The sequence below is a fragment of the Jiangella gansuensis DSM 44835 genome, assembly GCF_000515395.1.
Taxonomy (GTDB): Bacteria; Actinomycetota; Actinomycetes; order Jiangellales; family Jiangellaceae; genus Jiangella; species Jiangella gansuensis.
In genome coordinates, this window is sequence record NZ_KI911782.1 from 3,377,111 (window position 1) to 3,403,735 (window position 26,625).

18 protein-coding genes are annotated in these 26,625 nt (G+C 73.3%); 16 read left to right on the forward strand and 2 right to left on the reverse strand.

Annotation, left to right across the window (positions count from 1 at the left end):
• Nucleotides 1-78 precede the first annotated feature (78 nt).
• The 13 genes from JIAGA_RS0116135 to JIAGA_RS0116195 all read left to right on the forward strand — a co-directional run bounded on the left by JIAGA_RS0116135 (nt 79) and on the right by JIAGA_RS0116195 (nt 20,323).
• Nucleotides 79-1,656 carry an N-acyl-D-amino-acid deacylase family protein gene (locus JIAGA_RS0116135; RefSeq protein ID WP_026876471.1) on the forward strand — a complete coding sequence of 526 codons (1,578 nt, stop codon included), beginning with the start codon at nt 79-81 and terminating at the stop codon, nt 1,654-1,656.
• Nucleotides 1,657-1,917: 261 nt separating this feature from the next.
• A complete protein-coding gene (locus JIAGA_RS0116140) occupies nt 1,918-3,528 on the forward strand; it encodes an ABC transporter substrate-binding protein (RefSeq protein ID WP_026876472.1) in 1,611 nt (536 codons plus the stop codon).
• Entirely contained in the window at nt 3,528-4,568 is a 1,041-nt protein-coding gene (locus JIAGA_RS0116145) for an ABC transporter permease (RefSeq protein WP_084469724.1), read from the forward strand. Before JIAGA_RS0116140 ends, JIAGA_RS0116145 begins: the two co-directional genes overlap by 1 nt.
• A gap of 1 nt (nt 4,569) precedes the next feature.
• Nucleotides 4,570-6,537 carry a dipeptide/oligopeptide/nickel ABC transporter permease/ATP-binding protein gene (locus JIAGA_RS30195; protein WP_051426171.1) on the forward strand — a complete coding sequence of 656 codons (1,968 nt, stop codon included), beginning with the start codon at nt 4,570-4,572 and terminating at the stop codon, nt 6,535-6,537.
• Between the two features lie 33 nt (nt 6,538-6,570).
• Complete coding sequence (locus JIAGA_RS0116155) at nt 6,571-7,548, forward strand: ABC transporter ATP-binding protein (RefSeq protein WP_026876474.1); 978 nt, start codon at nt 6,571-6,573, stop codon at nt 7,546-7,548.
• Entirely contained in the window at nt 7,545-10,997 is a 3,453-nt protein-coding gene (locus tag JIAGA_RS0116160) for a serine hydrolase (RefSeq protein ID WP_026876475.1), read from the forward strand. The genes JIAGA_RS0116155 and JIAGA_RS0116160 overlap by 4 nt, the downstream gene beginning before the upstream one ends.
• Nucleotides 10,998-11,109: 112 nt before the next feature.
• On the forward strand, nt 11,110-12,261 hold the full coding sequence (locus JIAGA_RS0116165) for a M20 family metallopeptidase (protein WP_211239690.1): 1,152 nt from the start codon (nt 11,110-11,112) through the stop codon (nt 12,259-12,261).
• Nucleotides 12,258-13,211: a GNAT family N-acetyltransferase gene (locus tag JIAGA_RS0116170; RefSeq protein WP_084469725.1), complete on the forward strand. Its 954-nt coding sequence runs from the start codon at nt 12,258-12,260 to the stop codon at nt 13,209-13,211. The genes JIAGA_RS0116165 and JIAGA_RS0116170 overlap by 4 nt, the downstream gene beginning before the upstream one ends.
• The gene (gene menC, locus JIAGA_RS0116175; RefSeq protein ID WP_026876478.1) at nt 13,208-14,320 is read left to right on the forward strand and encodes an o-succinylbenzoate synthase; all 1,113 of its coding nucleotides are present in this window, start codon (nt 13,208-13,210) and stop codon (nt 14,318-14,320) included. The genes JIAGA_RS0116170 and menC overlap by 4 nt, the downstream gene beginning before the upstream one ends.
• Before the next feature lie 168 nt (nt 14,321-14,488).
• A complete protein-coding gene (locus tag JIAGA_RS0116180; protein WP_026876479.1) occupies nt 14,489-16,168 on the forward strand; it encodes a helix-turn-helix domain-containing protein in 1,680 nt (559 codons plus the stop codon).
• A gap of 10 nt (nt 16,169-16,178) precedes the next feature.
• Nucleotides 16,179-17,924 carry a hypothetical protein gene (locus JIAGA_RS30200; protein WP_051426172.1) on the forward strand — a complete coding sequence of 582 codons (1,746 nt, stop codon included), beginning with the start codon at nt 16,179-16,181 and terminating at the stop codon, nt 17,922-17,924.
• Between the two features lie 33 nt (nt 17,925-17,957).
• Nucleotides 17,958-19,394 (forward strand): GuaB1 family IMP dehydrogenase-related protein, encoded by a 1,437-nt coding sequence (locus JIAGA_RS0116190; protein WP_026876480.1) that lies wholly within the window; start codon nt 17,958-17,960, stop codon nt 19,392-19,394.
• Complete coding sequence (locus tag JIAGA_RS0116195) at nt 19,391-20,323, forward strand: NADP-dependent oxidoreductase (RefSeq protein ID WP_035812603.1); 933 nt, start codon at nt 19,391-19,393, stop codon at nt 20,321-20,323. Before JIAGA_RS0116190 ends, JIAGA_RS0116195 begins: the two co-directional genes overlap by 4 nt.
• A 130-nt stretch (nt 20,324-20,453) precedes the next feature.
• Here JIAGA_RS0116195 and JIAGA_RS0116200 read toward each other — a convergent pair whose 3' ends face one another.
• The gene (locus tag JIAGA_RS0116200; RefSeq protein WP_026876481.1) at nt 20,454-21,425 is read right to left on the reverse strand and encodes a ketopantoate reductase family protein; all 972 of its coding nucleotides are present in this window, start codon (nt 21,423-21,425) and stop codon (nt 20,454-20,456) included.
• Between the two features lie 44 nt (nt 21,426-21,469).
• On the opposite strand from JIAGA_RS0116200, the gene JIAGA_RS0116205 reads away from it, so the two are divergent.
• The 3 genes from JIAGA_RS0116205 (at nt 21,470) to JIAGA_RS0116215 (ending at nt 25,957) form a co-directional block, all read left to right on the forward strand.
• The gene (locus JIAGA_RS0116205) at nt 21,470-24,091 is read left to right on the forward strand and encodes a valine--tRNA ligase (protein WP_026876482.1); all 2,622 of its coding nucleotides are present in this window, start codon (nt 21,470-21,472) and stop codon (nt 24,089-24,091) included.
• A 181-nt stretch (nt 24,092-24,272) separates the two neighbouring features.
• On the forward strand, nt 24,273-25,607 hold the full coding sequence (locus JIAGA_RS0116210; RefSeq protein ID WP_026876483.1) for a bifunctional folylpolyglutamate synthase/dihydrofolate synthase: 1,335 nt from the start codon (nt 24,273-24,275) through the stop codon (nt 25,605-25,607).
• Nucleotides 25,604-25,957, forward strand: coding sequence for a DUF4233 domain-containing protein (locus JIAGA_RS0116215; RefSeq protein ID WP_026876484.1), 354 nt, complete (start codon nt 25,604-25,606; stop codon nt 25,955-25,957). The genes JIAGA_RS0116210 and JIAGA_RS0116215 overlap by 4 nt, the downstream gene beginning before the upstream one ends.
• Nucleotides 25,958-26,096: 139 nt before the next feature.
• On the opposite strand, the gene ndk is transcribed toward JIAGA_RS0116215, so the two are convergent.
• A complete protein-coding gene (gene ndk, locus JIAGA_RS0116220; RefSeq protein WP_026876485.1) occupies nt 26,097-26,504 on the reverse strand; it encodes a nucleoside-diphosphate kinase in 408 nt (135 codons plus the stop codon).
• Nucleotides 26,505-26,625: the final 121 nt, after the last annotated feature.

Consider the following 26,625-nt stretch of genomic DNA (forward strand, 5'->3'; position numbering starts at 1 on the left):
GCAGCGACCCAAACATCGGTGCCAACTTGGTACGACCGGCCGCAGACCCGCCGGCCGAGCGCCTGACACGCTGAGCGCGTGACTTCTGAACTCCTGCTGCTGCGCGGTGGCACCGTGTTCGACGGGCTCGGCTCACCCGGGGTGGTCGCCGACGTCGTCGTCGACGACGGACTCGTCCGCGAGATCCTCCCCACCGGCTCCGAGGCTCCCGTCCACGCCCGCGTCGTCGACTGCGACGGCCTCTACGTCGCGCCGGGCTTCGTCGACGCCCACTCGCACAGCGACATGGTCCCGTTGATGGACGAGCCGCAGCCGTTCAAACTGCTGCAGGGCGTCACCACCGAGGTCGCCGGCAACTGCGGTTTCAGCTTCGCGCCGCTCACCGACGAATCCGCGGCCGTGGTCCGGGACATGTACGCCGAGCTCGCAGCGGGAGCCGACGTCCAGGCCGGGTCGTTCGCCGCGTTCCTCGACCTGGTCGAGGCGAGCGGACCCACCAACCATCTGGCGTACCTCGTCGGCCACCACACCCTCCGGCTGACCGCCAACGGTGCCGGGGACGAGCTGCGTGCGGGCGCGATCGACGAGATGCGCCGGCTGGCCGCGGAGGCGTTCGAGGCCGGGGCGGTCGGTTTCTCCACCGGCCTGATCTACCCGCCCGGATGCTTCGCCGGCCTGGACGAGCTGACCGAGCTCGCCCGGGTCGCCGGCGCGTACGGCCGGACGTACGCCACCCACATGCGCGACGAAGGACGCTACGTCGAGGACGCCGTCGACGAAGCGGTCGCGATCGCCAGGGCGGGCGGCATCCGGCTGCAGATCTCGCACTGCAAGGCCGCCGGCACGGCCGCGCACGGCAAGGGCACGGTGCTGCTGGACCGCATCGAGCAGGCCCGGCTGTCCGGCGTCGACGTCATGGGCGACCAGTACCCGTACCTGGCCGGCGGGACGGTGATGCTGGCACTGCTGCCCAACGAGGCCGTGGCCGGGGGCGCGCAGGCGATGGTGGCCAGGCTGGCCGATCCGGCCGGCCGGGCCCGGCTGCGCGCGCTGGCCGACCAGGGGCGGCCCGCCGACGGCATGTGGGCCAGCACCGAGCCGGCGAAGATCCTGATCACCTCGCACCGCGACTCGTCGCACGTGGGCCGCACCGTCGCCGACCTGGCGCAGGCCGCCGGCGACGCCGACCCCTTCGACACCCTGTGCGAGCTGCTCATCGCCGACCCCGGAGCCATGATCGTCCTGGAGATGATGGCCGAGCCGGACGTTCGCGCCATCATGAGCAGTCCGCTGGTCGGTATCGGCTCGGACAACGGCCCGCCGCTCGGCCTGCAGCATCCGCGCACCTACGGCTGTTTCCCGCGGCTGTTCGGCACCTACGTCCGCGAACAGCGGGTGCTGACGTGGGAAGAGGCGATCCGGAAGGCGTCGTCGCTGATCGCGCGGCAGTTCGGGCTGGCCGGTCGAGGCGTCCTGCTGCCCGGCGCCCACGCCGACGTGACGGTGTTCGACCCCGCCACGATCGGGCACACCGGCAGCTACGTCCAGCCGGACCTGCCCACCGAGGGCATCCGCACCGTCCTGCTGGACGGCCGGGTCGTCGTCGAGGACGGCGCGTTCACCGGCGAGCGGGCCGGCCGGGTGCTGCGCGGCTGACCTGCCGGCCAGCGCCGGGCCGGACGAATCGCCGGGCCGGACGAATCGCCGGGCGCCCCGTCACCCGAGGCGACTTCCCGCTTCACCAGGCAAGCATTCCTGGTGCAGCGGGTGCACCCATGCCGGACGTGATCATTTGAGGTCGGGCCGCTGGGTCGACTCGACGAGATACGGGGGCGTGACTCGTCGGACTCGACAAAGACGCCGGACCACGTGGAGGGCCACTCTGGCCCGATCACCTGCTCGCGAAGGAGTCTGGTCATGCGCATCGGTCCGAACGTCGCACTCGCCGCCGCACTGACGGTGCTCCTGACGGCCTGCGGTTCCGGCGATGGTGACGGGGGCGGCGGCGCCGGGGCCGGTGCGGCCTCGGGCGGTGAACCCGTCGTCGACGGGACCTATACGACGTCCATCACCGCCGACCCCGGAAACCTGCACCCGCACCTGACGACGCTCGCCGCCACCCGTGGCGTCGCCTCGTACATGTACGACAAGCTCGTGCACTTCACCCAGGACGGCGACGAACTGCCCTGGCTGGCCGAGTCGTGGGACGTGCAGCCGACGACCGTCACGTTCACCATCCGCGACGGCGTCACCTGCTCCGACGGTTCCCCGCTGACCGCGGGCGACGTCGCGGCCAACTTCCAGTTCATCGCCGATCCGGCCAACGAGTCGCCGCTCCTCGGGGTCATGGTCCCGCCGGTCATGGAGGTGACCTCGGACGACGCCGCGCGGACGGTGACCATCACGGTCCCGGCGCCGGACCCGTTCCTGCTGCACGCCACCGGTGAGCTGTTCATCGCCTGCCGGGCCGGGCTGGACGACCCGTCGTTGCTGGCCAGCGAGGGCATCGGGACCGGGATGTTCCAGCTGACCGAGGGCGTCGCCGACGACCACTACACCTTCGAGCGGCGTGACGACTACACCTGGGGCCCGGACGGCATGACCGCCGCCGACCCCGGGACCCCGAAGACCGTCACGTTGCGGGTGATCGCGAACGAGTCCACCGCGGTCAACCTGTTCCTGTCCGGTGAGCTGAACGCCGTCCAGTCGGTCGGCCCGGACCGTCAGCGGCTGGTGGACGGCGGCTACGACGAGGTGAGCATGCGCGCCGTCGTCGGGGAGCTGTTCTTCAACCAGGCCGAGGGCAAGCCGGGGCAGGACCCGCAGGTGCGGGCGGCGCTGACCCAGGCGCTGGACCTGGAGGAGTTGATGTCCGTGGCGACCGGCGGTTTCGGCGCCATGTCGGAGGCGTTGGCCGCGGTGGAGCCGAAGGTCTGCCGCTACGACGCTGTCGACGGCAGCCACCCGGAGCCGGACCCGGACGCGGCCCGGGCCACGCTCGACGCCGCCGGCTGGGCCGAGGGTTCCGACGGGGTCCGCGCCCGCGACGGTCAGCAGCTCACGATGGAGCTCATCTACAACAGCACCCGGGGCGACACGACCGCGGCGGCCGCCGAGCTGATCGCGGCGCGGTGGAGCGAGATCGGCGTCGCGACCACCACGCGCGGGATGGCGCCGACCGAGTACAACGAGGTCGTCTTCGGCACCGGCGCCTGGGACGCCGCGCTGCTGCCGGTGAACGTCCGGCTGCCGAGCCAGCTGGTGCCGTTCCTGTCCGGCGCGGTCCCGCCGGAGGGCGTCAACCTGGCCCACCTGCAGAACGCCGAGTACACGGCCGCGGTCACCGAGGCGATGGCCATCCCGGGGACGGACAGCTGCACGAAGTGGGAAGAGGCCGAGCGAGCGCTGTTCGCCTCGTATGACGTGGTGCTCTTCGCCGACGAGGTCATCCCGACGTTCCTCGACGGTGCGACTCTGGAGATCGGATCGGACAACGCCGTCCCGCCGACCATCCGGCTGCACTCCTGATGACGACACCGTCCACACCGGCCGCGGTCACGCCACCACCCGGCCCCGGCCCGGCGGGTTCCGCGGCCGCCGGGCCACGCGCCATGTGGGCCGGCAACCCGTGGGTGTCGTTCCTGGCCCGCCGCCTGGTTCGGCTGGTCGCGTCGGTGGTGGTGCTGGTGACGCTGGCGTTCCTGATGATCCACCTGATCCCGGGCGACCCGGTGCGCGCGTCGCTGGGGATCACCGCGCCGCCGGACCTGGTCGAGGCCCGGCGGGAGAGCCTCGGCCTGAACGACCCCCTGCACGTGCAGTACCTCGACTACGTGCGCGGCCTGTTCGCCGGTGACCTCGGCACGTCGATGACGTCCAACGTCCCGGTGGCGGAGACGATCGGCCAGCGGCTGCCGGCGACGGCGTCCCTGGCGGTCGCGGCGTTCGTCCTGGTCATGCTGGTCGCGATTCCGCTCGGGCTCGGCATGGCGGTGCTGACCCGGGGTGGGCGGCGCCGCGGTGCCGAACTGGGCTTCACCTCCTCCAGCGCGGTGGTCGCGGCCATCCCGGAGTTCCTGCTGGCCGTCGGGCTGGTGTTCGTGTTCGGTGTGACGCTCGGCTGGTTCCCGGTGGCCGGGCGGACCGATGCGACGTCGTACGTCCTGCCGGTGCTGGCGCTGTCGCTCGGCCCGGCGCTGCTGATGGCGCGGATCGTGCGGGTCGAGGCGCTGGCGGTGCTCGGCGAGGACTTCGTCCGCACCGCGCGGGCCAAGCGGCTGCCGCCGTGGCGGGTGTACCTGCGCCACGTCTTCCCCAACGCGCTGACCTCGACGCTCACCATCGGCGGACTGCTGCTCAGCGGGATGATCGTCGGGACGGTGCTGGTGGAGAACGTCTTCGCCTGGCCCGGCATGGGCATGACGATCGTCTCGTCGATCCTCTCGAAGGACTACCCGCTGGTGCAGGGGATCGTGCTGGTCTACGGCGTCGCCGTGCTGCTGGTGAACCTCGTCGTCGACCTGCTGCTCGCGTTGGCCGACCCGCGCTCGACGATCCGGGAGGGCTGAGATGCGTCGTGAGCACTGGCGCGCCGCGCTGCGCAACCCGGTCGGGGCGACGGCGGCGGTGCTGCTGTTCGCACTGGCCGTGCTGGCGGTGGTGGCGCCCATGCTGTGGGGCGACGCGGCGGAGGAGACCGACCCGGCCGCGTTGTCGCAAGGCTCGACCGGCGAGCACCTGCTCGGCACCGACGCGCTGGGCCGCGACATCCTGCTGCGTGTCCTGGTGGCGACCCGGTACTCGCTGGGACTGGCGCTGCTGGCGACGGCGATCTCCGTGCTCGTCGGGGTGCTGCTGGGGGTGCTCCCGGCGGTGCTGGGCCGGCGGTCCGGCCGGATGGTGGTCGCGGCGGTGAACCTGGCGGTCGCGTTCCCCGCGCTACTGCTGGCGCTGTTCTTCGCGGTGGTGTTCGGGGTCGGTGCCCGCGGTGCGGTGCTGGCGATCGGTGCGGCCGGAGCGCCGTCGTTCGCCCGGCTGGTGCAGACGACGGTGTCGTCGGTCGCGGGCCGCGACTTCGTGGCGGCCGCGCGGGTGGCCGGCGTCGGCCGGTTCCGGCTGGTGACGCGGCACCTGCTGCCCAACGCCGGCGAGCCGCTGGTGGTGAACGCGACGGTGATGGCGGGGTCGGCGTTGCTGGCGTTCGCCGGCCTGTCGTTCCTCGGGCTGGGCGTGCAGCCACCGGCCTACGACTGGGGCCGCCTCCTCGGTGAGGGCCTGGACCGGATCTACCTGAACCCGGCGGCGGCCCTGGCACCCGGCATCGCCGTCGTAGCGGCGGGGCTCGCGTTCACCCTGCTCGGTGAGTCGATCGCTCAGGTGGTCGGCCTGCGGGCGGCGCGGCCGGGGCCGGCGCCCGCGGACGGGTCACCCGCCACCGACCCGGCGCCGGCGGCACCGGCGGCACCGGCCGCCGCGGCTGGCCGTCAGCCGGACTCTGACGCCGTCCTCGCGGTCGAAGGGCTGCGCGTGGGCTTCCCCGGTGCCGGCCCGGACGGCTGGACGTATCCCGTCGACGGCGTGGATCTCTCGGTCCGCCGCGGTGAGACGGTGGGCATCGTGGGGGAGTCGGGCTCCGGGAAGAGCCTCACGGCGCTCAGCGTGGCCCGGCTGGCGCCGGAGCACGCCGTCGTCACCGCCGACCGGCTCGACGTCGCCGGCATCCCGCTCGGAGGGGACGGCGGCAGCACCGATGACGCGGAGCTGCGCAGGAAGCTGGGCACCCGGCTGGCCATGGTGTTCCAGGACCCGATGACGTCGTTCAACCCGTCGATGCGGGTCGGGTGGCAGCTGGCCGAGGTGACCCGGGTGCACGAGGGGCAGGGCCGGCGCGCGGCGCTGGCCCGCGCCGTGGACCGGCTGCGCACGGTGCGGGTCCCGGCGGCTCAGCGACGCGCGCACCAGTACCCGCACGAGTTCTCCGGCGGCATGCGGCAGCGCGCGATGATCGCGATGGGACTCATGAGCGAACCCGAGCTGATCATCGCCGACGAGCCCACCACGGCTCTCGACGTCACCGTGCAGCGGCAGGTGCTGCGGCTGCTCAAGGACGTGCAGCGCGAGACCGGCGCGGCCGTGGTGCTGATCTCGCACGACATCGCGGTGGTGGCGCAGCTGTGCCAGCGCATCGTCGTCATGTACGCGGGCCGGGTGGTGGAGGAGCTGCCGGCCGGCCGGCTGGACCAGGCCGCCCACCCGTACACGCGGGCGCTGCTCGGTTCCGTGCCGGATCTGACGACCGACCGTGACGAGCCGCTGACCACCATCCCGGGCCGACCGCCGGACCCGTCCGACCGCCCGGCGGGCTGCTCGTTCGCGCCGCGCTGTTCGTTCGCCGACGACGCGTGCCGGGCCGACCCGCGGCTGGCCGTCGTCGCGCCCGGGCAGCGGGCCGCGTGCTGGCACCCGCGGGTCGAGTCCGGGCCCGGCCCCACTTCTGGAGAGTTATCGACCCTTCCGGGCGGAGTGAAGCGTGCATGAGTCTCCAGAAGTGACCCGCGACAGGAGGACCGCGTGAGGGAGCTGGCGTTCCATGGCGTGACGGTGCGCTTCGGCACCGGGCGGTCCGCGCTGGCCGCCGTCGACGGTGTCGACCTCACCGTCCCGGCCGGTTCGGTGGTCGGCCTGGTCGGCGAATCCGGCTCCGGCAAGTCGACGCTGGCCAAGGCCGCGGTCGGCCTCGTCCCCACCAGCGGCGGCGAGATCCGGCTCGACGGCGCCGCGCTGCGCACTCGCCGCGACCGGCGCCGCCTGCAGATGGTGTTCCAGGACCCGTACGCCTCACTGGACCCGCGGATGAGCATCGGCGCGTCGATCGCCGAGGCGATCCCGGGCCGCGTCGGGCGAGCCGACCGGGCCGCCGAGGTGTCCCGGCTGCTCGAACTCGTGGACCTGGACCCGGCCCGGGCCCGCTCGCTGCCGTCCGGGCTGTCCGGCGGTCAGCGGCAGCGGGTCGCGCTGGCCCGGGCCCTGGCCGCCCGGCCGGACGTCGTGCTGGCCGACGAGATCACCTCGGCGCTGGACGTCTCGGTGCAGGGCTCGGTGCTGAACCTGGTCCGCGACCTGCGCCGGCAGCTCGGCCTCACCATGCTGTTCATCTCCCACAACCTGGCCGTGGTCCGCTACGTCAGCGACGTCATCGCCGTCATGTACCTGGGCCGCATCGTCGAGGCCGGACCGGCCGCGCAGGTGCTCACCGAGCCCCGGCACCCCTATACGCGCACCCTGCTGGACGCCGCGCCTCGCTTCGACGCCGGACTGGACGACCCCGTCCCGGCCGACAGCCCGCTGCTGGACGACGAGCCGCCGTCGCCGCACGACCCGCCGCCGGGCTGCCGCTTCCACCGCCGCTGCCCGATCGGCCCGCTGACCACGCCCGAGCGCACCATCTGCGTGGAGCAGGACCCGCAGGCCGGTGCCGCCGACCGCCCGCACCGCGCCGCCTGCCACTTCGCGTCCGAGCCGGTCCAACTGGAGGTCCCCGCGCCATGACCCAACGGCCGACCCGCCCACTCACCGAGGCCGACGTGCTGGCCCTGCAGGTCCCCGCCGAGCCGGCGCTCTCGCCGGACGGCGCCCACGTGGTCTACGTGCTGCGCAGCAGCGACGAGGCCGCCGACGAGAACCGGTCGGCTCTCTGGCTGGTCGCGGCCGACGGGGCCACCACCGACGGGGCCACCGCCGACGGCGACGCCGCCGGGCCGCGGCGGCTCACCACCGGCCACCACGACAGTGCGCCCGCGTGGTCGCCGGACGGTACTCGGCTGGCGTTCCTGCGCGCCGACGGCGGGGCGGCGCAGGTGTGGGTGTTGCCGCTGGCCGGCGGCGAGCCCGAACGGGTCACCGACCTGCCCGCCGGCGCCGGCGCTCCGGTGTGGAGCCCCGACGGCGACCGGATCGCGTTCACCGCGCCGGTCGACACGCTGGCGGTCCCGGGTGAGGACGACACCGCCCGGGGCCGCCGTTCCACCGCGCCGATCGTCGTCGACCGGTTCGGCTACAAGGCCGATGGCGCCGGACTGCTGCGCGGGCTGCGCCAGCACCTGCACGTCACCGACCTCACGACCGGCACCACGACCCGGCTGACCGGCGGCGACTGGCACGCCGGCCGGCCGGCGTGGTCGCCGGACGGCGCCCAGCTTGCGTTCAGCGCCGGTACCGCCCACGACGCCGACCTGACCGGCGAGTCCCTCGTCCATGTCGTCGACGCCGACGGGTCCGGCACGCCGCGCCCGGTCACCGCGGCGGTGCGCCTGGCCGGCGCCGTCACCTGGACGCCGGACGGCGCGTCCCTGCTGGTGGTCGGCCGCCCGGAGGTGAGCGTCGGCCCGAGCCGGCTGCTGCGGGTGCCGCTGGACGGCGGACCGGTCGCGGATCTGACCGCGGACCTGGACCGCACCGTGATGCCCGGCGGCCCCGGCTACCCCGGCGGGTTGCCGCAGGTGGCCAGCCCGTCCGAGGACGGTCGCACGGTGGTCTTCTGCGCCCGGGACCGCGGCTGCACGCACGTGTTCACCGTCGACCTCGACGGCGGTCCGGTGCGGCCGCTGGTCGGCGGCGCGGCGCGAGTGGTGTCCGGGCTGTCGGTGGCGTCCGGGCCCGGCGCCGGGCGGGCCGCCGTCGTCGTCGCCGGCCCCGCCTCCTGCGGTGAGGTCGCCGTCGTCGACCTCACCACCGGCCACGAGACCGCCGTGACCTCGTACGCACCGGACGGCATCACGCTGCCGGCCGCCGAGGAACGCGTCTTCACCGTCTCCGACGGCACCGAGGTGCACGGCTGGCTGCTGCGTGACCCGCGCCGCGACCCGCTCAGTGACCCGGCGGCGGCGCCCGGCCCGCTGCTGGTCGATGTGCACGGCGGCCCGCACAACGCGTGGAGCCCGGTGCCCGACGCCGGGCACGCCTACCACCAGTTCCTCGTCGCCCGCGGCTGGACGGTGCTGCTGCTCAACCCGCGCGGCAGCGACGGCTACGGCTCGGAGTTCTACACCGCGGCGGTGGGCGCCTGGGGCCTGGCCGACGAGCGCGACTTCCTGGAGCCGGTCGAGCAGCTCGTGGCCGAGGGCGTCGCCGACCCGGACCGGCTGGCGCTCACCGGCTACAGCTACGGCGGCTACATGACCTGTTGGCTCACCAGCCGCACCGGCCGGTTCGCCGCCGCCGTGGCCGGTGGCGTCGTCGCTGACACCGTCAGCATGGCCGGCACCTCCGACGCCGGGCACCTGCTGGTCGGGTTGGAGATCGGCCTGCCGTACGAGGACCGCGAGCGCACCGCCTCGCAGTCGCCGTACGAGCGGGTCGCCGGCGTCACCGCGCCGACGCTGATCCTGCACGGCCTGGCCGACGACCGTTGCCCGCCCGGGCAGGCCGAGCAGTGGTTCGGTGCTCTGCGCGCTCGCGGCGTGCCCACGCAGCTCGTGCTCTACCCGGAGGCGTCGCACCTGTTCATCCTGGATGGCCGGCCTTCACACCGGCTGGACTACTCCCGCCGCATCGTCGACTGGGTCACCCGCCACACGACGGGGACGCGCCGCACCCCGGCCGCGTCCACCACCACGAAGGAGGCCACCATGGCACCGACCACCCTGGACGCCGAGCACTGGCAGCGACGACTGGCCGAGCTGTCGCGGCGCTACCGCGTCCCCGGCGCCGCCCTGGGCATCGCCGTCGGCGACCGCACCGTCGAGCTGGCGTACGGCCTCACCAACGTCGACACCGGCGTCGAGGCGACCACCGACACGCTGTTCCAGATCGGCTCGATCAGCAAGGTGTGGACCGCGACGGTGGTGCTGGCGCTGGCCGACGCCGGCAAGCTCGACCTCGACGAACCGGTCGTGAACTACCTGCCCGAGCTGGCTCTGGCCGACGACGGCGTGACCGCGCAGGTCACCATGCGGCACCTGCTCACCCACACCAGCGGCATCGACGGCGACTTCTTCCTCGACACCGGCCGCGGCGACGAATGCCTGGAGCGCTACGTCGCCGCGCTGGCCGGGCTGCCGCTGAATCATCCGCTGGGCGCCACGTGGTCGTACTGCAACTCCGGTTTCACCCTGGCCGGCCGGGTCATCGAGAAGCTCACCGGCCAGACCTGGGACGCCGCGATGCGCGACGTGCTGTTCACCCCGCTGGGTCTGACCCACACCGTGACCTTGCCCGACGACGCGCTGCTGTACCGCACCGCCGTCGGCCACGTGCACGAAGGCGACGAGGAGCCGCGGCGAGCCCCGGTCTGGGTGCTGCCGCGTTCGGCCGGGCCGGCCGGCCTCATCACGTCCACCGTCGGCGACGTGCTCGCCTTCGCCCGCCTGCACCTCGCCGGAGGCGTCGCCGCCGACGGCACCCGGATCCTGTCCGAGGCCACGGTGGCAGCGATGCAGTCCGAACAGGTCCGGCTGCCCGACCCGTACACGCTGGCCGACTCCTGGGGGCTGGGCTGGTTCCGGCTGGACTGGAACGGCACCCGGCTGATCGGGCACGACGGCAACACGATCGGGCAGTCGGCGTTCCTGCGGGTCCTGCCCGAGCAGAACCTGGCGGTCACTCTGCTGACCAACGGCGGGCACACCCGCGACCTGTACGAGACGCTGATCCGGGAGATCTTCCGCGAGGTCGCCGGCGTCGAGATGTCCGTGCCGCTCACCCCGGCCACGGACAGTGGCGCCGACGTCACCCGGCACGCCGGCATCTACGAGCGGACCGGGGTACGCATCGAGGTCTGGCAGGACGGCGACCGCGCCCGGCTGCGGATGACCAGCACCCAGGACGTCGCCGGCCTGGACCAGGAGCCGAAGGAGCTGGATCTGCTGCCGGTGCGCGACGACATCTACGTCGTCCGGCTGCCCGGCAACGAGACCTGGATGCCGGTGACGTTCTACACGCTCGCCGACGGCTCGCCCTACGTGCACCTGGGCGTGCGGGCCACTCCGAAGGTCGGCTGACGATGCCGGCAGCCGTTGATCTTGGACTAACCGCGGTATCTATCGGACATCCCGGGCACGATTACCGCAGGAAGTCCAAGATCGACGGGGGAGAGCGAGCGGGAGGGACTGGATGAACGCCGCCGAAGCGATGGCCGACGACCTCGGACGGCTGGTCCACTGCGAGTCGCCGTCGGCGGACCTCGTCGCGGTCGCCCGCAGCGCCGACGTCGTCGCGGAGCTGGGTGCCCGGCTCACCGGCGCGGAGCCGGAGCGGATCGTCGTCGACGGGTGCACCCACCTGCGCTGGCGGTTCGGCCGTCCCGGCGTGCTGCTGCTCGGCCACCACGACACCGTGTGGCCGGTGGGGTCGTTGGCCGAACACCCCTGGCGGGTGGTCGACGGGCGCGCGTACGGGCCGGGCTGCTTCGACATGAAGGCCGGGCTGGTACAGCTCTTCCACGCGCTGGCCTCGTGCGGAGCCCGGGGCTCGCTGGACGGGGCGACCGTGCTGGTCACCGGCGACGAGGAGCTCGGTGCCCCGACGTCGCGGCCACTGATCCTCGAGGAGGCTGCCCGGGCGCATGCCGCGTTCGTGCTGGAGGCCTCCGCCGACGGCGGCGCGCTCAAGACCGCGCGCAAGGGTGCCTCCTGGTACGAGCTGCGCGTGCACGGCCGGGCGGCGCACGCCGGTCTGGAGCCCTGGAACGGCGTCAACGCGGTGGTCGAGCTCGCCCACCAGGTGCTGGCCGTCGCCGCGCTGGACCGGGGTCCTGACGGCGCCACCGTCACACCGACGGTCGCCGGTGCCGGAACCACCGCGAACACCGTCCCGGCGACGGCGACGGCGCACATCGACGCCCGGGTGCCCACCGCCGCGGAGCAGCGCCGCGTCGACGAGGCGCTGGACACGCTGACACCGGTGCTGGCCGGGGCCCGCGTCGAGGTGGCGCGCGGACCGCGGCATCCGCCGTTCGAGCCGGCCGCCTCGGCCGAGCTGTACGAGCTGGCCCGGTCGGTCGCGGCCGGGCTGGGCCTGCCGCCGTTGGCATCGGCGCACGTCGGTGGCGCGTCCGACGGGAACATCGTCGCCGGGGCCGGCACGCCGACGCTGGACGGGTTGGGCGCGGTCGGCGCGGGGGCGCACGCGCCGGGCGAGTATGTGGAGGTCGCCGAGATGCCGCGGCGGGCTGCCTTGCTGGCCGGCCTCGTCGCCGCGGTCGGACCGGGTGTCCCGTCCGTGGCGACGAAACCAGGCGCACTGGATCGGGCGGACCGACCATGACGGGCCAGCCGGAGCCGGGCAGCATCGAAGCCGTGGTACACGACGTGAGCAGGCCGCTGCCCAGTGAGTTCGCGACGCCGCACGATCCGGTGTCCGTGCTGGGGCAGCAGGCCGCCCGGGCCGCGGAGGAGGCGGCGCGACGATCCGGGGTCGAGGTCCGGGTGCTCGACACCCTGGCCGAGCTGGAGGGCGTCTACGCGTTGTTCGACCGGATCTGGCAGCCGGACGCGTCGAACCCGCCCGTCACCGTCGAGCATCTGCGTGCCATGACGCATGCGGGCAACTACGCCGCGGGCGCGTTCATCGGCGGCGAACTGGTCGGTGCCTGCGTCGGGTTCTTCGCCTCGCCGCCGGGGCAGGCGTTGCACTCGCACGTCGCCGGCGTATCCGGCGCGGTCCGCGGGCGGCACGTCGGGTTCGCGCTCAAGGCGCATCAGCGGGCCTGGGCGCTGGAGCGGGGGCTGCGCGAGATCACCTGGACGTTCGACCCGCTGATCCGCCGCAACGCGTACTTCAACCTGGCGAAGCTGCAGGCCCGGCCGCAGGACTACCTGGTGGACTTCTACGGCGACATGGACGACGCCATCAACGAGGGCCAGGGCAGCGACCGGCTGCTGATCCGGTGGCGGCTGGGCGATCCGTCGGTGGTGGCCGCGTGCTCGGCCGGCGGCGGCACCGCTCCGGACGAGCCGGCCGGAGCGCTCGACGCGCTGGCCGAATCGCCGTCGGGGCGGCCGGTGGCCGCGCCCCGGTCCGCCTGGGAGTCCGCACAGTCGTGCCTGGTACGCACCCCGGCCGACATCGAGGCCATGCGGCGCGCCGACCCGGTGGCGGCCCGGCAGTGGCGGCTGGCCGTGCGCGACGTGCTGGGCTCGCTGCTGTCGTCCGGCGCCCGGGTAGTGGGTTTCACCCGCTCCGGCGCCTACGTCGTGGAGAGGACAGACGCATGAAGATCACCGGATTCGAGCTGCGCCGGGTCGCGATGCCGCTGGTGGCACCGTTCCGGACGTCGTTCGGGGTCGAGACGGCCCGCGACGTGCTGCTCGTCCGGGCCGTCACCCCGGACGCCGACGGCTGGGGCGAGTGCGTGGCGATGCGTGAGCCGCTGTACTCGCCGGAGTACGCCGACGGGGCGGCCGACGTCATCACCCGGTTCCTCGCGCCCCGGCTGTTCGCCGCCGGTGAGGTGACACCGAACCTGGTGGCCGGGCTGCTGGAGCCGGTCCGCGGGCACCGGATGGCCAAGGCCGCGCTGGAGGCGGCCGTTCTGGACGCGTGGCTGCGGGCCCGGGGCGAGTCGTTCGGCGGATTCCTCGGGGCGGTACGCGACCGCGTGCCCGCCGGCGTCTCCGTCGGCATCATGGACACCGTCCCGCGGCTGCTCGACGCCGTCGCCGGCTACCTCGACCAGGGCTACCTGCGCATCAAGCTGAAGATCGAGCCCGGCTGGGACGTCGAGCCGGTGCGCGCCGTGCGCGAGCGGTTCGGCGACGAGCTGTTGCTGCAGGTCGACGCGAACGCCGCCTACACGCTGGCCGACGCGCGCGTGCTGGCGGCGCTCGACGAGTTCGACCTGCTGCTCATCGAGCAACCGCTGGCCGAGGACGACCTGCGCCAGCACGCCGCACTGGCCCAGCTGATCCGCACGCCGGTCTGTCTGGACGAATCCATCGAATCCGCGAAGGACGCCGCCGACGCCCTGATGCTCGGTGCCGCCCGGGTCATCAACATCAAGCCCGGCCGGGTCGGCGGATACCTGGAGGCCAAGCGCATCCACGACCTCGCCCAGGCCCACGGCGTCGCCGTCTGGTGCGGCGGCATGCTGGAATCCGGCATCGGCCGGGCCGCCAACGTCGCGCTGGCCGCCCTGCCCGGATTCACCCTGCCCGGCGACACGTCCGCGTCCGACCGCTACTTCGCCCAGGACCTCACCGAGCCGTTCGTGCTGGAGGACGGGCACGTGCGGGTCCCGGCCGGTCCAGGCCTCGGCGTCGACCCGATCCCGTCGGTGCTGGCGGAGCTGACGACGTCGACGACCTGGCTGCCCCAGTCCCGTTGATCATGGAGTAGATCATGATCAACCGCGGAAGGATCATGATCAGCTCCATGATCAACGGGCGGGGACCGCGCCGGCCTTCGTCCGCGCACACGAACGCGGGCTTGCTTCTCGTAGGATGCGACGAACCTGCGGCGACGACCGCCGTGCTTGGGTTCAGGAGTGTTGCGCATGACCCTACGAGCCAGGGCCACCCTGGGGCGCGTGCTCGACGATCTCGGGTCCACGCTGCTCGAGGTGGTCGCCGGCCGGGTCGATCCGAGCCGGTCGATCGGCGGCGTCGTCATCCACGATCCGCTCGACCCACCCGCCATGCCGGACAACGCGCTCGTGCTCGGGGTGGGGCTGGCCGGTCCCGGTGAGATCGCCGAGGTGGTGCGGGCGGTTGCCGCAGACGGCGCGGCCGGGCTGGTGTTGCGGCTTCCGGTCGACGTCGATGCCGAGGTCCGCAAGGCCGTGGCCGAGGAAGGGCTGGTGGTGTTCGGCCTGACGCGGGGCGCGTCGTGGGCGCAGGTGGCTGCGCTGCTGCGGTCGCTGCTCGCCGTCGACGATCTCGGCGGCGTCGACGACGAGACACTGGCCGGCGCCGGGGCGGGCGACCTGTTCGCGCTGGCCGCCGCCGTCTCCGCGCTCCTCGACGCGCCGCTGACCATCGAGGACCTGAACTCCCGGGTGCTGGCGTTCTCCGCCGACCAGGGACGCGCCGACGAATCGCGCAAGGAGACCGTGCTGGGGCGCCAGGTGCCGGAGCGCTACACGCGCGAACTGGAGCGACGCGGCGTCTTCCGGGCCCTCTACGCCTCCGACCGGCCGGTGTACATCGACGGCATCGAGGGCACTCAACTGCCGCGGGTGGCGATCCGGGTCCGCGCCGGCGACGAGATCCTCGGTTCCATGTGGGCGGCGGTCCGTGAACCGCTGTCGGCCGAACGTGAGCAGGCGTTCGTCGACGCCGCCAAGCTGGTGGCCCTGCATCTGCTGCGTCAGCGCGCCGGCGCCGACGTCGAGCGCCGACTGCGCGCCGAACTGGTGGCGACGCTGCTGGAGGGCGGGCCGGCCGCGCCCGAGGCCGCCACCCGCCTGGGGCTGGCCGCCGGCCCGGCCTGCGTGCTGGCGCTGGGCGTGCCCGGCGCGTCCGGTGACCCGGGTGACGCCGGCGGCGCCGGGCCCGACGCCGTCACCGACGCCGGCCTCGAGGCCGACCTGCAGCGGGTGAGCGGAGCGTTCGCGCTGCACCTGGCCGCCGTGCACCCCCGCTCGGCGGTGGCGCTGGTCGGCGGGGTCGTGTACGGCGTGGTGCCGCTGTCCGGCGACGACGCCGACGCGAACCTGCGGGCGGTCGCCGTCGCCGAGGAGTTCCTGAACCGGATCGGCCGCCGCAGCCGGGTCCTCGTCGGGATCGGCGACGTGGCGGCCGGTGCCGCCGGGCTGTCGCGGTCGCGCGCCGATGCCGACCGCGCCCTGCGGGTGCTGCGCACGCAGCGCCGCGGTACCGCCGGGCCGCGGGTGGCGCGGCTCGCGGACGTGCAGATCGCGTCGTTCCTGCTGGAACTCGGGGGCGCGATGGCGACCGAACGGCGGGTCCCGTCCGGGGCCGTGGCCCGGCTGGCCGAGTACGACGGCAGGCACCGCTCGGCCATGGTCGACACGCTGGCGGCCTGGCTGGACGCGTTCGGTGACGTGACGGCGGCCGCGGCGGCCATGCACGTGCACACGAACACCTTCCGGTACCGGCTGCGGCGGCTCGGCCAGATCGCCGGCCTGGACCTCGACGACCCGGAGGCGCGGTTCGCGGCGATGCTCGAACTGCGGCTGCGTGCCATGGTCGAACCGGGTTCCCGGGCATCGTAAGGTCTGCCTCATGCCTTCGCCCCGGCCCCGCGACCTGAGTCCGGCGCAGCTCGGCTTCGTGCGGCAGAGACCGGTGGCATGGCTCAACCCCGGGCTGTTGGCCGGCACCGCCGTGCGGGTCATGCTCGCGCACCTGTTCGGCGGCTACCTCGACAAACGCGAGCTCCAGGCGGCGCTGCCGGATCGCGAGTTCGATCACTCCGCCGGCGACGAGCTGTGGTTCGACTACACCGCCGACGTCGGCGACGGCTTCGACGCCACGTACACCGTCGCCTACCTGCTGGCGCAGCGCCGCCTCGCCGTCGAACCGGCGGACAAGGGCACGGGCGACGACGACGGCGGCGGGAGCGACGACGGCGGGAGCGACGACGGCGACGGCCCGCTGGAGCTGCCCCGCGGCGAGATCCTGATCCTCGGCGGTGACCAGGTGTACCCGACGGCGTCCAGCCCGGCCTACAAGAGCCGCTGGAAGGGTCCGTACCGCGCCGCGCTCCCGGAGCCTGCCGACGACGGCCCCACCCTCTACGCGCTGCCCGGCAACCACGACTGGTACGACGGCCTGACGGCGTTCCTGCGGCTGTTCGCCCAGCGCGAGCCCGTCGGCGGCTGGCGGACGGAGCAGGCGCGCAGCTACTTCGCGCTGGCGCTGCCGCACGGGTGGTGGCTGCTGGCCGTCGACATCCAGCTGTCGGCGTACATCGACGAGCCGCAGCTGGACTATTTCCGCAAGGTGGCGCAGTCGCTGGGCCCGCAGAACCGCGTCATCCTCATGCCGGCCCAGCCCACGTGGGTGAAGACGCACGAGTCGCCGGACGCCTACGACAGCCTCGACTACTTCATCCGGACCGTCGTCGAGCCCACCGGCGCGCGCATCCCGCTGCTGCTCGCCGGCGACCTGCACCACTACGCGCGGTACGCGGGCGAGGGTCCGGGCGGCCGCCGCCGGCAGCTGGTCACCTGCGGCGGAGGCGGCGCGTACCTCGTCGGGACCGACCACCTGCCGGGCCGCACCACGGTGCCGCCGCAGCAGACCATCACCCGCGGCCGCAGTACGCCGCGCAGCTACGAGCTGGCTGCCGCCTACCCGGCCCGGCGGGCGTCACGGCGGATCGGGTGGGGCATCTTCGCCCGGCTGCCGCGCATCAACCCCGGCTTCGCCGGCCTTGTCGGCCTCATGCAGACGCTGCTGATGCTCGCTTTCGTGACGTCGCCGGGCCGCTGGATCACCCCGGCGACGGTGGCCGGCGTCGCCGCCGTCTTCGCCGGGACACTGCTGTTCGCGATGGTGCTGGGCACCCGCAGCCGGCGGCACTGGATCGCCGGCGTCGCGCACGCCCTCCCGCACGTCGGGCTGGGCCTCGCCGGGGCGGCGGCGTGGTCCGCGCTGCCCCTGGACGACCTGCCCAACCCGTGGAGCACGCTGCTGGCCTTCGTCGTGTACCTGCCGGTCATCGGCGTGGTCGACGCCTGGCTGGTGGGCGCCTACCTGCTGATCGCCCGGTACGCCGACGTCAACGTGAACGAGCTGTACGCGGGGCTGGGCATCGACGACCACAAGAGCTTCCTGCGCCTGCACATCGACCGCGACGGCGCGCTCACCCTCTACCCGGTCACCGTCGAGACGGTGGCACGGAGCTGGCGCGCGGACCCGTCGGGACCACCCGATGCCCCATGGATCGTGCCCGACCAGCCGGTCCCCACCCGGCTGGCCGAGCCACCCGTCGTCGTCGACGGACCGCGGGTCGCCGCTGGGTAGGCTGAACAGAGACGAGCAGGGGGAGATGGGCCTATGAGGTTCCTTCACGACCAGGTACCCGAGCAGGACCTCACCTACAGCGACGTTTTCCTGGTGCCCAACCGGTCGCGGGTCGGGTCCCGGCTCGACGTCGACCTCGCCACCGACGACGGCAGCGGCACCACCATCCCGCTGGTCGCGGCCAACATGACAGCCGTGTCCGGCCGTCGGATGGCCGAGACGCTCGCCCGCTGCGGCGGCCTGGCGGTCATCCCGCAGGACATTCCCGCCGACGTCGTCGGCGACGTCATCGCCTGGGTCAAGCGTCGGCACGTCGTCTACGACACCCCGCTCACCATGCCGCCGTCGGGCACCGTCGGCGAGGCCTTCAACCTGCTGCCCAAGCGCGGCCACGGCGCCGTCATCGTCGTCGACGACGGCCGCGCGGTCGGCGTCGTCACCGAGGCGGACTGCCAGGACGTCGACCGCTTCACCCAACTGCGCTCCGTCATGTCCACCGAGCTGCTGACCGTTCCCGCCGGCATCGCCGCGGAGGACGCGTTCAACCAGCTGCACGACGGACGACACCGGCTGGCCCCGGTGGTCGACGGCGACGGGCGCATCGTCGGCATCCTGACCCGGGAGCGGGCGTTGCGGGCCACGCTCTACCAGCCGGCGCTCGACGGCGACGGCCGGCTGCGCGTCGGGGCCGCGGTCGGCATCAACGGCGACGTCGAGGGGAAGGCCAAGGCGCTGCTCGCGGCCGGCACCGACGTGCTCGTCGTCGACACCGCGCACGGGCACCAGGAACGCATGCTGGACGTGCTGCGCCGGATCCGCTCCCTGGACCCGCAGGTGCCGGTGGTGGCCGGCAACGTCGTCACCGCCGAGGGCGTCAGCGACCTCGTCGACGCGGGCGCCGACATCGTCAAGGTCGGCGTCGGGCCGGGCGCCATGTGCACCACCCGGATGATGACCGGCGTCGGCCGGCCGCAGTTCTCCTCCGTCCTCGAATGCGCCGCCCGAGCGCGTGAACTGGGCGTGCACGTGTGGGCCGACGGCGGCGTCCGGCACCCCCGCGACGTCGCGTTGGCGCTGGCGGCCGGCGCCGACAACGTCATGATCGGCTCCTGGTTCGCCGGCACCTACGAGTCGCCCGGCGACGTCCAGCGCGACGGCGAGGGCCAGCTGTACAAGGAGAGCTTCGGCATGGCGTCCGCGCGGGCGGTGAAGTTGCGCACGGCCGAGGACACCCCGTTCGAGCGCGCCCGCAAGGGCATGTTCGAAGAGGGCGTGTCGACCGCGCGCATGTACCTGTCGGCGTCCCGGCCCAGCGTGGAGGACCTGGTGGACACCATCGTGGCGGGCGTGCGCAGCGCGTTCACCTACGTCGGCGCGGCCACGCTCGCCGAGTTCCGCGGGCGGGCCGTGGTCGGGATGCAGAGCGCTTCCGGCTACACCGAGGGCATGCCCGTGGACGTGAGCTGGTGACGGGCGCGCACGCGGTCCGGTACAGCCGGTACGGCGGTCCCGAGGTGCTGAGCCTCGACGACGTGCCGCTGCCCTCGCCCGGGCCCGGCCAGGTGCGGGCCGCCGTCCGGGCCGCCGGCGTCAACCCGTACGACTGGAAGTCCCGCCGCGGCCTGTTCGCCGACGACACCGCGGGTGCGCCGGTCCGGCCGGTCCGGGTGGGCCTGGAGTTCGCCGGCACCGTCGACGACGTCGGTCCGGACGTCACCGGATGGTCGGCCGGCGACGCCGTGTTCGGAATGGCCGCGGGTTCGGCGGCCACGCACGTCGTGGCAGCGGCGTCCGGCCTGGTGGCGAAGCCGGACTGGTTGACCTTCCCGCAGGCCGCGGCGCTGCCGATCGCGTGCGAGACGGCGTACCGGGCGATCCGGCTGCTGGACGTGCACGCCGGTCAGACCGTGCTCGTGCACGCTGCCGCCGGCGCCGTCGGCACGGTCGCCGCGCAGCTGGCAGTGGCCCGCGGCGCGCTCGTCGTCGGCACCGCCAGCGCGGCCAACCACGAGCACCTCCGCGCACTCGGGGTGGAGCCGGTGCTCTACGGTGACGGGCTGGCCGAGCGGGTCCTCGCCGTGTCACCCGACGGCGGGGTCGACGCCGTCCTCGACGCATCCGGCCGCGGGGTCCTGCCGGTCTCGATCGAGCTGGCCGGTGGTCCGGAGCGGGTCGTCACCATCGCCGACGGCACCGCCGACCAGTACGGAGTGCGCGCGACGTGGAGCGCCGACCTGCCGCTGCCCGAGGTCTTCGACGTGCTCCTGCCGCTGGTGGAGCGCGGCGCGGTGCGCATGCCCATCGCCGCGGCCTTCCCGCTCGAACGAGCCGGCGACGCCCAGCGCCTCAGCGAGGACGGGCACCTGCGCGGCAAGATCGTCCTCGAGGTCACCGATTAGCGGCGGCGCTTCCTGGCCCTGTGTCACGTCCTGGTCCTCCGTAACGCGGGAGGCCGGAAAGCGGGCCGGAAGCGTTACTGGGGGCCACGACGTGACGTAGAGCCAGGAAGCTGTGCCGGCGCGGGACACGTCACGCTTCGGAGAGCTTCGCCAGCAGCTCGCTGGCCGGCACCGACCCTGGCTGCAGTTGCTCCCGTGCCGCGACCACCGCCAGCTGGCGAACCAGCTCGTTGGCCGGGGCCGGCACGCCGTGCAGCCGGCCGAGGAGCACGATCTCGCCGTTGAGGTGGTCGGACTCGATGGTGCCGGTGCCGCGCAGGAGGCTCTGCACCGACGATCCGCCGCCGGGTGCGCGGCCCTCGAAGGGCGGGAACCGGAGGATCCCGGCGCGCCGGGCGAGGTCCTCCTCCTCGCTGACGACGTCGCTCCCGGCCGCGGCCAGCACGGCCTCGCCCTCGGAGCGCACGAGGTCGAGGACGGGCTGCGTCCCGTCGCCGGGGCCGCACAGGGCTCCGACGGCGTTGCCGAGGTTCATGATCAGCTTGCGGTACTTCCAGCGCATGATGTCCGCGCGCGGCTCGGACACGAAGCCGGCCTTGGCGAACGCCGTCGAGATCTCGCGGGCGGTGTCGTCGACGCTGCCGGGATAGCGGCCGAGGTCAAGGATCCCCGGCACCGGGGCCGCGTGCGCCTGCACCACGCCCGGGCTGACGTGCGCCGCCGGGCACATGACGCAGACGGCGTAGACGTTCTCGAACAACCGCAGCGCCATCCGCTCGTTGGCGACGCCGTTCTGGACGCAGACCACCGGCGTGCCCGGGCCCGCGACCGTCCGCAGCTCGGCGAGAGCGGCGGCGGTGTCCTGGCTCTTCATGGCGAGGACGACGACGTCGCCGGGGCCGACGCCCGCCTCAGCGGGTGACCCGGCCGCCGGCACCGGCACGGTCCACGCACCCTCGGCCGACTCCACCCGCAGGCCGTGTTCGCGCAGGGCAGTCAGGTGCTCACCGCGGGCGATCAGGCGTACGTCGGCGTCGGTATCGAACAGCCGTGCGCCCAGCAGACCGCCGATCGCGCCGGCTCCATAGATCACGAAGGCCATGACCGTACGGTATCCACCGGCTTCGGGCAGTAGAATTCCGCGGCGTGACCGAGACGACTCGCCCCGACCCCGCCCTGCCGCCCGTCTTCGACCCGGCGCAGGTAGAGGCGCCGCTCTACGAGCGGTGGGTCGAGCGGGGGTACTTCGAGGCCGACGAGAAGAGCGACAAGCCTCCGTACTGCATCGTCATCCCGCCGCCGAACGTCACCGGTTCGCTGCACCTGGGCCACGCGTTCGAGCACACCCTCATCGACGCGCTGGTCCGGCGGCGTCGCATGCAGGGCTACGAGGCGCTGTGGATGCCGGGCATGGACCACGCCGGCATCGCCACCCAGAACGTCGTCGAGCGCGAACTGGCCAAGGACGGCGTCTCACGCCACGACCTGGGGCGCGAGGAGTTCATCCAGAAGGTCTGGGAGTGGAAGGCCGAGTCCGGGGGCAAGATCCTCGCGCAGATGCGCCGGCTCGGCGACGGCGTCGCCTGGAGCCGCGAGCGCTTCACCATGGACGACGGCCTGTCCCGTGCCGTGCAGACCATCTTCAAGATGCTCTACGACGACGGCCTCATCTACCGGGCCGAGCGCATCATCAACTGGTGCGTGCGCTGCCACACCGCGCTGTCGGACATCGAGGTCGAGCACAGCGACGACGACGGCGAGCTGATCTCCATCCGGTACAGCGACGACGTGGTCGTGGCCACCACCCGCGCGGAGACGATGCTCGGCGACACCGCGGTGGCGGTCCACCCCGATGACGAGCGCTACAAGCACCTCATCGGCACCGAGGTCGAGCTGCCGCTGACCGGCCGGCGCATCCCGATCGTCGGCGACGAGCACGTCGACCCGTCGTTCGGCACCGGCATGGTCAAGGTGACCCCCGCCCACGACCCCAACGACTTCGAGATCGGCCGCCGGCACGACCTCCCGATGCTCACGATCATGGACGAGCAGGGCGTCATCACCGCCCACGGCCCGTTCCAGGGTCTCGACCGGTTCGAAGCCCGCCCGGCGGTCGTGGCCGCGCTGCGGGCCGAGGGACGCATCGTCTCGGAGAAGCGGCCCTACGTGCACGCCGTCGGCCACTGCTCGCGGTGCAAGACCGTCATCGAGCCGCGGCTGTCGCTGCAGTGGTGGGTGAAGGTCGGGCCGCTGGCGCAGGCCGCCGGCGACGCCGTCCGCGACGGCCGGGTGGCCATCCACCCGACGTCGATGGAGCCGCGCTGGTTCGGCTGGGTCGACGACATGCACGACTGGTGCATCTCGCGGCAGCTGTGGTGGGGCCACCGCATCCCGGTGTGGTACGGGCCCGACGGCGAGGTCGTGTGCGTCGGACCCGACGACGCCGTGCCCACCGGCGAGGGCTGGCGGCAGGACGAGGACGTGCTGGACACGTGGTTCTCGTCGGCGCTGTGGCCGTTCTCGACCCTGGGCTGGCCGGACGAGACCCCGGCGCTGGAGAAGTTCTACCCGAACCAGGTGCTGGTCACCGGTTACGACATCCTGTTCTTCTGGGTGGCCCGGATGATGATGTTCGGGCTGTACGCGCACGGGTCGGCCGAGCCGTCGAAGGCCGTCCCCTTTCACACCATCGTGCTGCACGGCATGGTCCGCGACGAGCGCGGCAAAAAGATGTCCAAGTCGTTCGGCAACGCCGTCGACCCGCTGGACTGGATGGACGCCTACGGCTCCGATGCGCTGCGCTTCACGCTGGCCCGCGGCGCCAACCCGGGCACGGACGTCCCGATCGGCGAGGACTGGGTGCAGGCTTCGCGCAACTTCTGCAACAAGCTGTGGAACGCCACCCGGTTCGCGCTCATCAGCGGTGCCCGCGTGGGCGAGCTGCCGCCGTCGCAGGAACTGACGGCGCCGGACCGGTGGATCCTGTCGCGGCTGAACGCCGTCCTCGCCGAGGTCGACGACCACTACGAGGACTACCAGTTCGCGAAGGCGACCGACGCGCTCTACCACTTCGCCTGGGACGAGTTCTGCGACTGGTACCTCGAGCTGGCCAAGACGCAGCTGGCCGCCGGTGACGACGCCGCCGACCGCACCCGGCTGGTGCTCGGCCACGTGCTGGACACTCTGCTCCGGGTGCTGCACCCGGTCACGCCGTTCGTCACCGAGACGCTGTGGACCACGCTGACCGGCCAGGAGACCCTGGTGACGGCGGCCTGGCCGGCGTCCGACCCGGCCCGGCGCGACCCCGCGGCCGAGGCGACGGTCGCCGAACTGCAGCGGCTGGTCACCGAGGTCCGCCGGTTCCGCAGCGACCAGGGCCTCAAACCCGGGCAGCGGGTCCCGGCCCGGCTGGTCGCCCCGGCCGACGCCTCGGTGCTCACCGATCACGAGGCCGCGTTCCGCTCGCTCACCCGGCTGGAGGCGGCCCAGGACGGGTTCACCGCGACCGCCCGAGTGGTGGTCGGGTCCATCACCGTCGAGGTCGACCTCTCCGGCGCCGTCGACGTCGAGGCGGAGCGCCGCCGGCTCACCAAGGACCTCGCGAACGAGCGGAAGGCGCTGGAGCAGGCCACCCGCAAGCTCGACAACGAGCAGTTCCTGGCCAAGGCGCCGGAGGCCGAGGTGGACAAGGTCCGCGCCCGCCGCACCACCGCCGAGGCCGAGATCGCCCGCCTCGAGGCCCAGCTCGCGGGTCTCCCGCAGGTCTGAGGGACGCCCAGCTCCCGCCCTCCCGTTGATCTTGGAGAAACCGCGGAATCTATCGGACATTTCGGTCCACGTTTCCGCAGTTACTCCAAGATCAACGGGAGCGGGAGGGGCGGAGCGCGCCGGAGACGAGTGCGTGGGGGAGAATGGCGGGCCTGAGGTACCCGGAGGAGTCAGGTGAGTCGTGAACGGTGACGTGCTGCGCGAGATCGAGGACGAGCTCGTCGCCCGGCGGCCGGAGGCGAACGTCGAGCCATCGCTGGAGCGCATCCGCGACCTGGTGGACCTCCTGGGCAACCCGCAGCGGACGTACCCCGTCGTCCACATCGGCGGCACGAACGGCAAGACGTCCACCGCCCGCATGGTCGACACCCTCCTGCGCGAGCTGAACCTGCGCACCGGGCGTTACACCAGCCCGCACCTGCGCTCGGTCACCGAGCGGATCGTCGTCGACGGCGAGCCGATCACCGCCGAGCGGTTCGCCGCCGTCTACCACGAGATCGAGCCGTATCTCGACCTCGTCGACGCCCGGCACGAGGTCCGGCTGGGATACTTCGAGGTGCTGACGGCGCTGGCCTACGCGGCGTTCGCCGACACCCCGGTGGAGGCGGGTGTCGTCGAGGTGGGCATGGGCGGCGCCTGGGACGCCACGAATGTCGCCGACGGACGGGTCTCGGTGGTCACCCCCGTCTCGGTCGACCACGTCGAGTACCTGGGCGACACCGTCGAGCTGATCGCGCAGGAGAAGGCCGGCATCATCAAGCCCGGCGGCTACGCCATCCTCGGGCCGCAGCAGCCGGTCGCCGCGGAAGTGTTGTTGTCGCGGGTGGCGGAGGTCGGCGCGTCGGTGGCGCGGCAGGGCGTGGAGTTCGGCGTGCGCAGCCGCGAGATGGCCGTCGGCGGGCAGCTCATCGGCCTGCAGGGGCTGACCGGCCCGTACGACGAAATCTTCCTGCCACTGCACGGCGAGTACCAGGCGCACAACGCGGCCGCGGCGCTGGCCGCGGTGGAGGCGTTCGTCGGCGGCGGCCGCGAGGCGCTCGACGCCGACCTGGTCCGGGCGGCGTTCGCGCGGGTCACGTCGCCGGGACGGCTCGAGGTGCTGCGCCGTGGCCCGGTGGTCATCGCCGACGCCGCGCACAACCCGGCCGGGGCGCAAGCGCTGGCGGAGGCACTGTCCGAGGAGTTCGCGACGACGGCGCTGGTCGCGGTCGTCGGGGTGCTGAGCGACAAGGACGCCGAGGGTATCTTGGCGGCGCTGGAGCCGGTGGTCGACGCGGTGGTGGTGACGGAGAACTCCTCGCCGCGCCGGCTACCCGTCGAGGACCTCGCGAACGTCGCCATCGACGTGTTCGGGCAGGACCGCGTGTACCAGGCGGTGCCGCTGCCCGAGGCGATCGACACCGGCCTGCGGCTGGCGGAGCGGGAGGGGTCGCTCGGCGGCTACGGCGTCGTCGTCACCGGCTCGGTGGTCACCGCGGGGGACGCCGGGGTCGCGTTCGCCAGGAGTGAGCCGTGAACCGCATCGCCGCGACCATCCTGTCCGTCGAGGCGTTCGTCGTCATCCTCGCGGTCCCGGTGGCCATCAACATCTCCGACGTGAGCACCGGCACGGCCTGGCTGGCCGGCATCGGGGTCGCGCTGCTGTGCATCGCGGGCGCCGGGATGGTGCGCCGCGGCCGGCCCGGCTACGTCGTCGGGTCGGCGGCCCAGGTGGCGGCGCTGGCCACCGGCATCGTCGTGCCCGCGATGCTCGTTCTCGGCGGCATCTTCGCGCTGATGTGGTTCGTGCTGCTGCGCATCGGCCCGGAGGTCGAGCGGGCCAAGGCCGAGCGTGAGGCCGCCGCGGGCGACTCCGGCGACGCCTGAGGCCGCCGCCTGCGCAGCCCGCCGCCACACCAGGCGTTCTCCCGCTTCACCGGGTGAGCATTCGTGGTGAAGCGGGAGCACCCATGGTGGACGTGATCATTTGGGGTCGGGGGCAGGTGACCCGGCGGGCCTGAAGGGGTCAGAGGCCGGGGAACCAGAGGTCGAGCTCGCGCTTGGCGGCTTCGGGGGAGTCCGAGGCGTGCACGAGGTTCTCCGAGTTCGACAGCGACAGGTCGCCGCGGATGGTGCCCGGTGCGGCCTTGCGCCCGTCGGTGGCGCCGTTCATGGCCCGGACGACGTCGATGGCCTGGTCGCCCTGGAGCACCAGAGCCACCAGCGGGCCCCCGGTGACGAACTCGCGCAGTGCCGGGTAGAACGGCTTCTCGACGTGCTCGGCGTAGTGAGCGTCGGACAGGGTGGGGTCGATGGTGCGCTGGTCCATCGCCACGATGGTCAGGCCTTTGCGTTCGTAGCGGGCCAGAATCTGCCCGATCAGGCCGCGGCGAACGGCGTCGGGCTTGATCAGGACGAGCGTGCGCTCGGACACGGGGTCTCCTGTGTGTTCGAGTGGTCAGACAGTGAATGCTGACAGTATCCGCCGTGGCCGGGCAGGTCACCTTCGGTGGGTCTGTCGCAAGGCTGGCGGTGGGGCCGCGTGACAGCGTGTC

Excerpts from the sequence above, each read along its gene's own strand:
- JIAGA_RS0116140 (WP_026876472.1), top strand. The coding sequence starts at position 1,918 with ATGCGCATCGGTCCGAACGTCGCACTCGCCGCCGCACTGACGGTGCTC.
- JIAGA_RS0116145 (WP_084469724.1), top strand. The coding sequence starts at position 3,528 with ATGACGACACCGTCCACACCGGCCGCGGTCACGCCACCACCCGGCCCC.
- JIAGA_RS30195 (WP_051426171.1), top strand. The coding sequence starts at position 4,570 with ATGCGTCGTGAGCACTGGCGCGCCGCGCTGCGCAACCCGGTCGGGGCG.
- JIAGA_RS0116160 (WP_026876475.1), top strand. The coding sequence starts at position 7,545 with ATGACCCAACGGCCGACCCGCCCACTCACCGAGGCCGACGTGCTGGCC.
- JIAGA_RS0116165 (WP_211239690.1), top strand. The coding sequence starts at position 11,110 with ATGAACGCCGCCGAAGCGATGGCCGACGACCTCGGACGGCTGGTCCAC.
- JIAGA_RS0116170 (WP_084469725.1), top strand. The coding sequence starts at position 12,258 with ATGACGGGCCAGCCGGAGCCGGGCAGCATCGAAGCCGTGGTACACGAC.
- menC (WP_026876478.1), top strand. The coding sequence starts at position 13,208 with ATGAAGATCACCGGATTCGAGCTGCGCCGGGTCGCGATGCCGCTGGTG.
- JIAGA_RS0116180 (WP_026876479.1), top strand. The coding sequence starts at position 14,489 with ATGACCCTACGAGCCAGGGCCACCCTGGGGCGCGTGCTCGACGATCTC.
- JIAGA_RS30200 (WP_051426172.1), top strand. The coding sequence starts at position 16,179 with ATGCCTTCGCCCCGGCCCCGCGACCTGAGTCCGGCGCAGCTCGGCTTC.
- JIAGA_RS0116190 (WP_026876480.1), top strand. The coding sequence starts at position 17,958 with ATGAGGTTCCTTCACGACCAGGTACCCGAGCAGGACCTCACCTACAGC.
- JIAGA_RS0116200 (WP_026876481.1), bottom strand. The coding sequence starts at position 21,425 with ATGGCCTTCGTGATCTATGGAGCCGGCGCGATCGGCGGTCTGCTGGGC.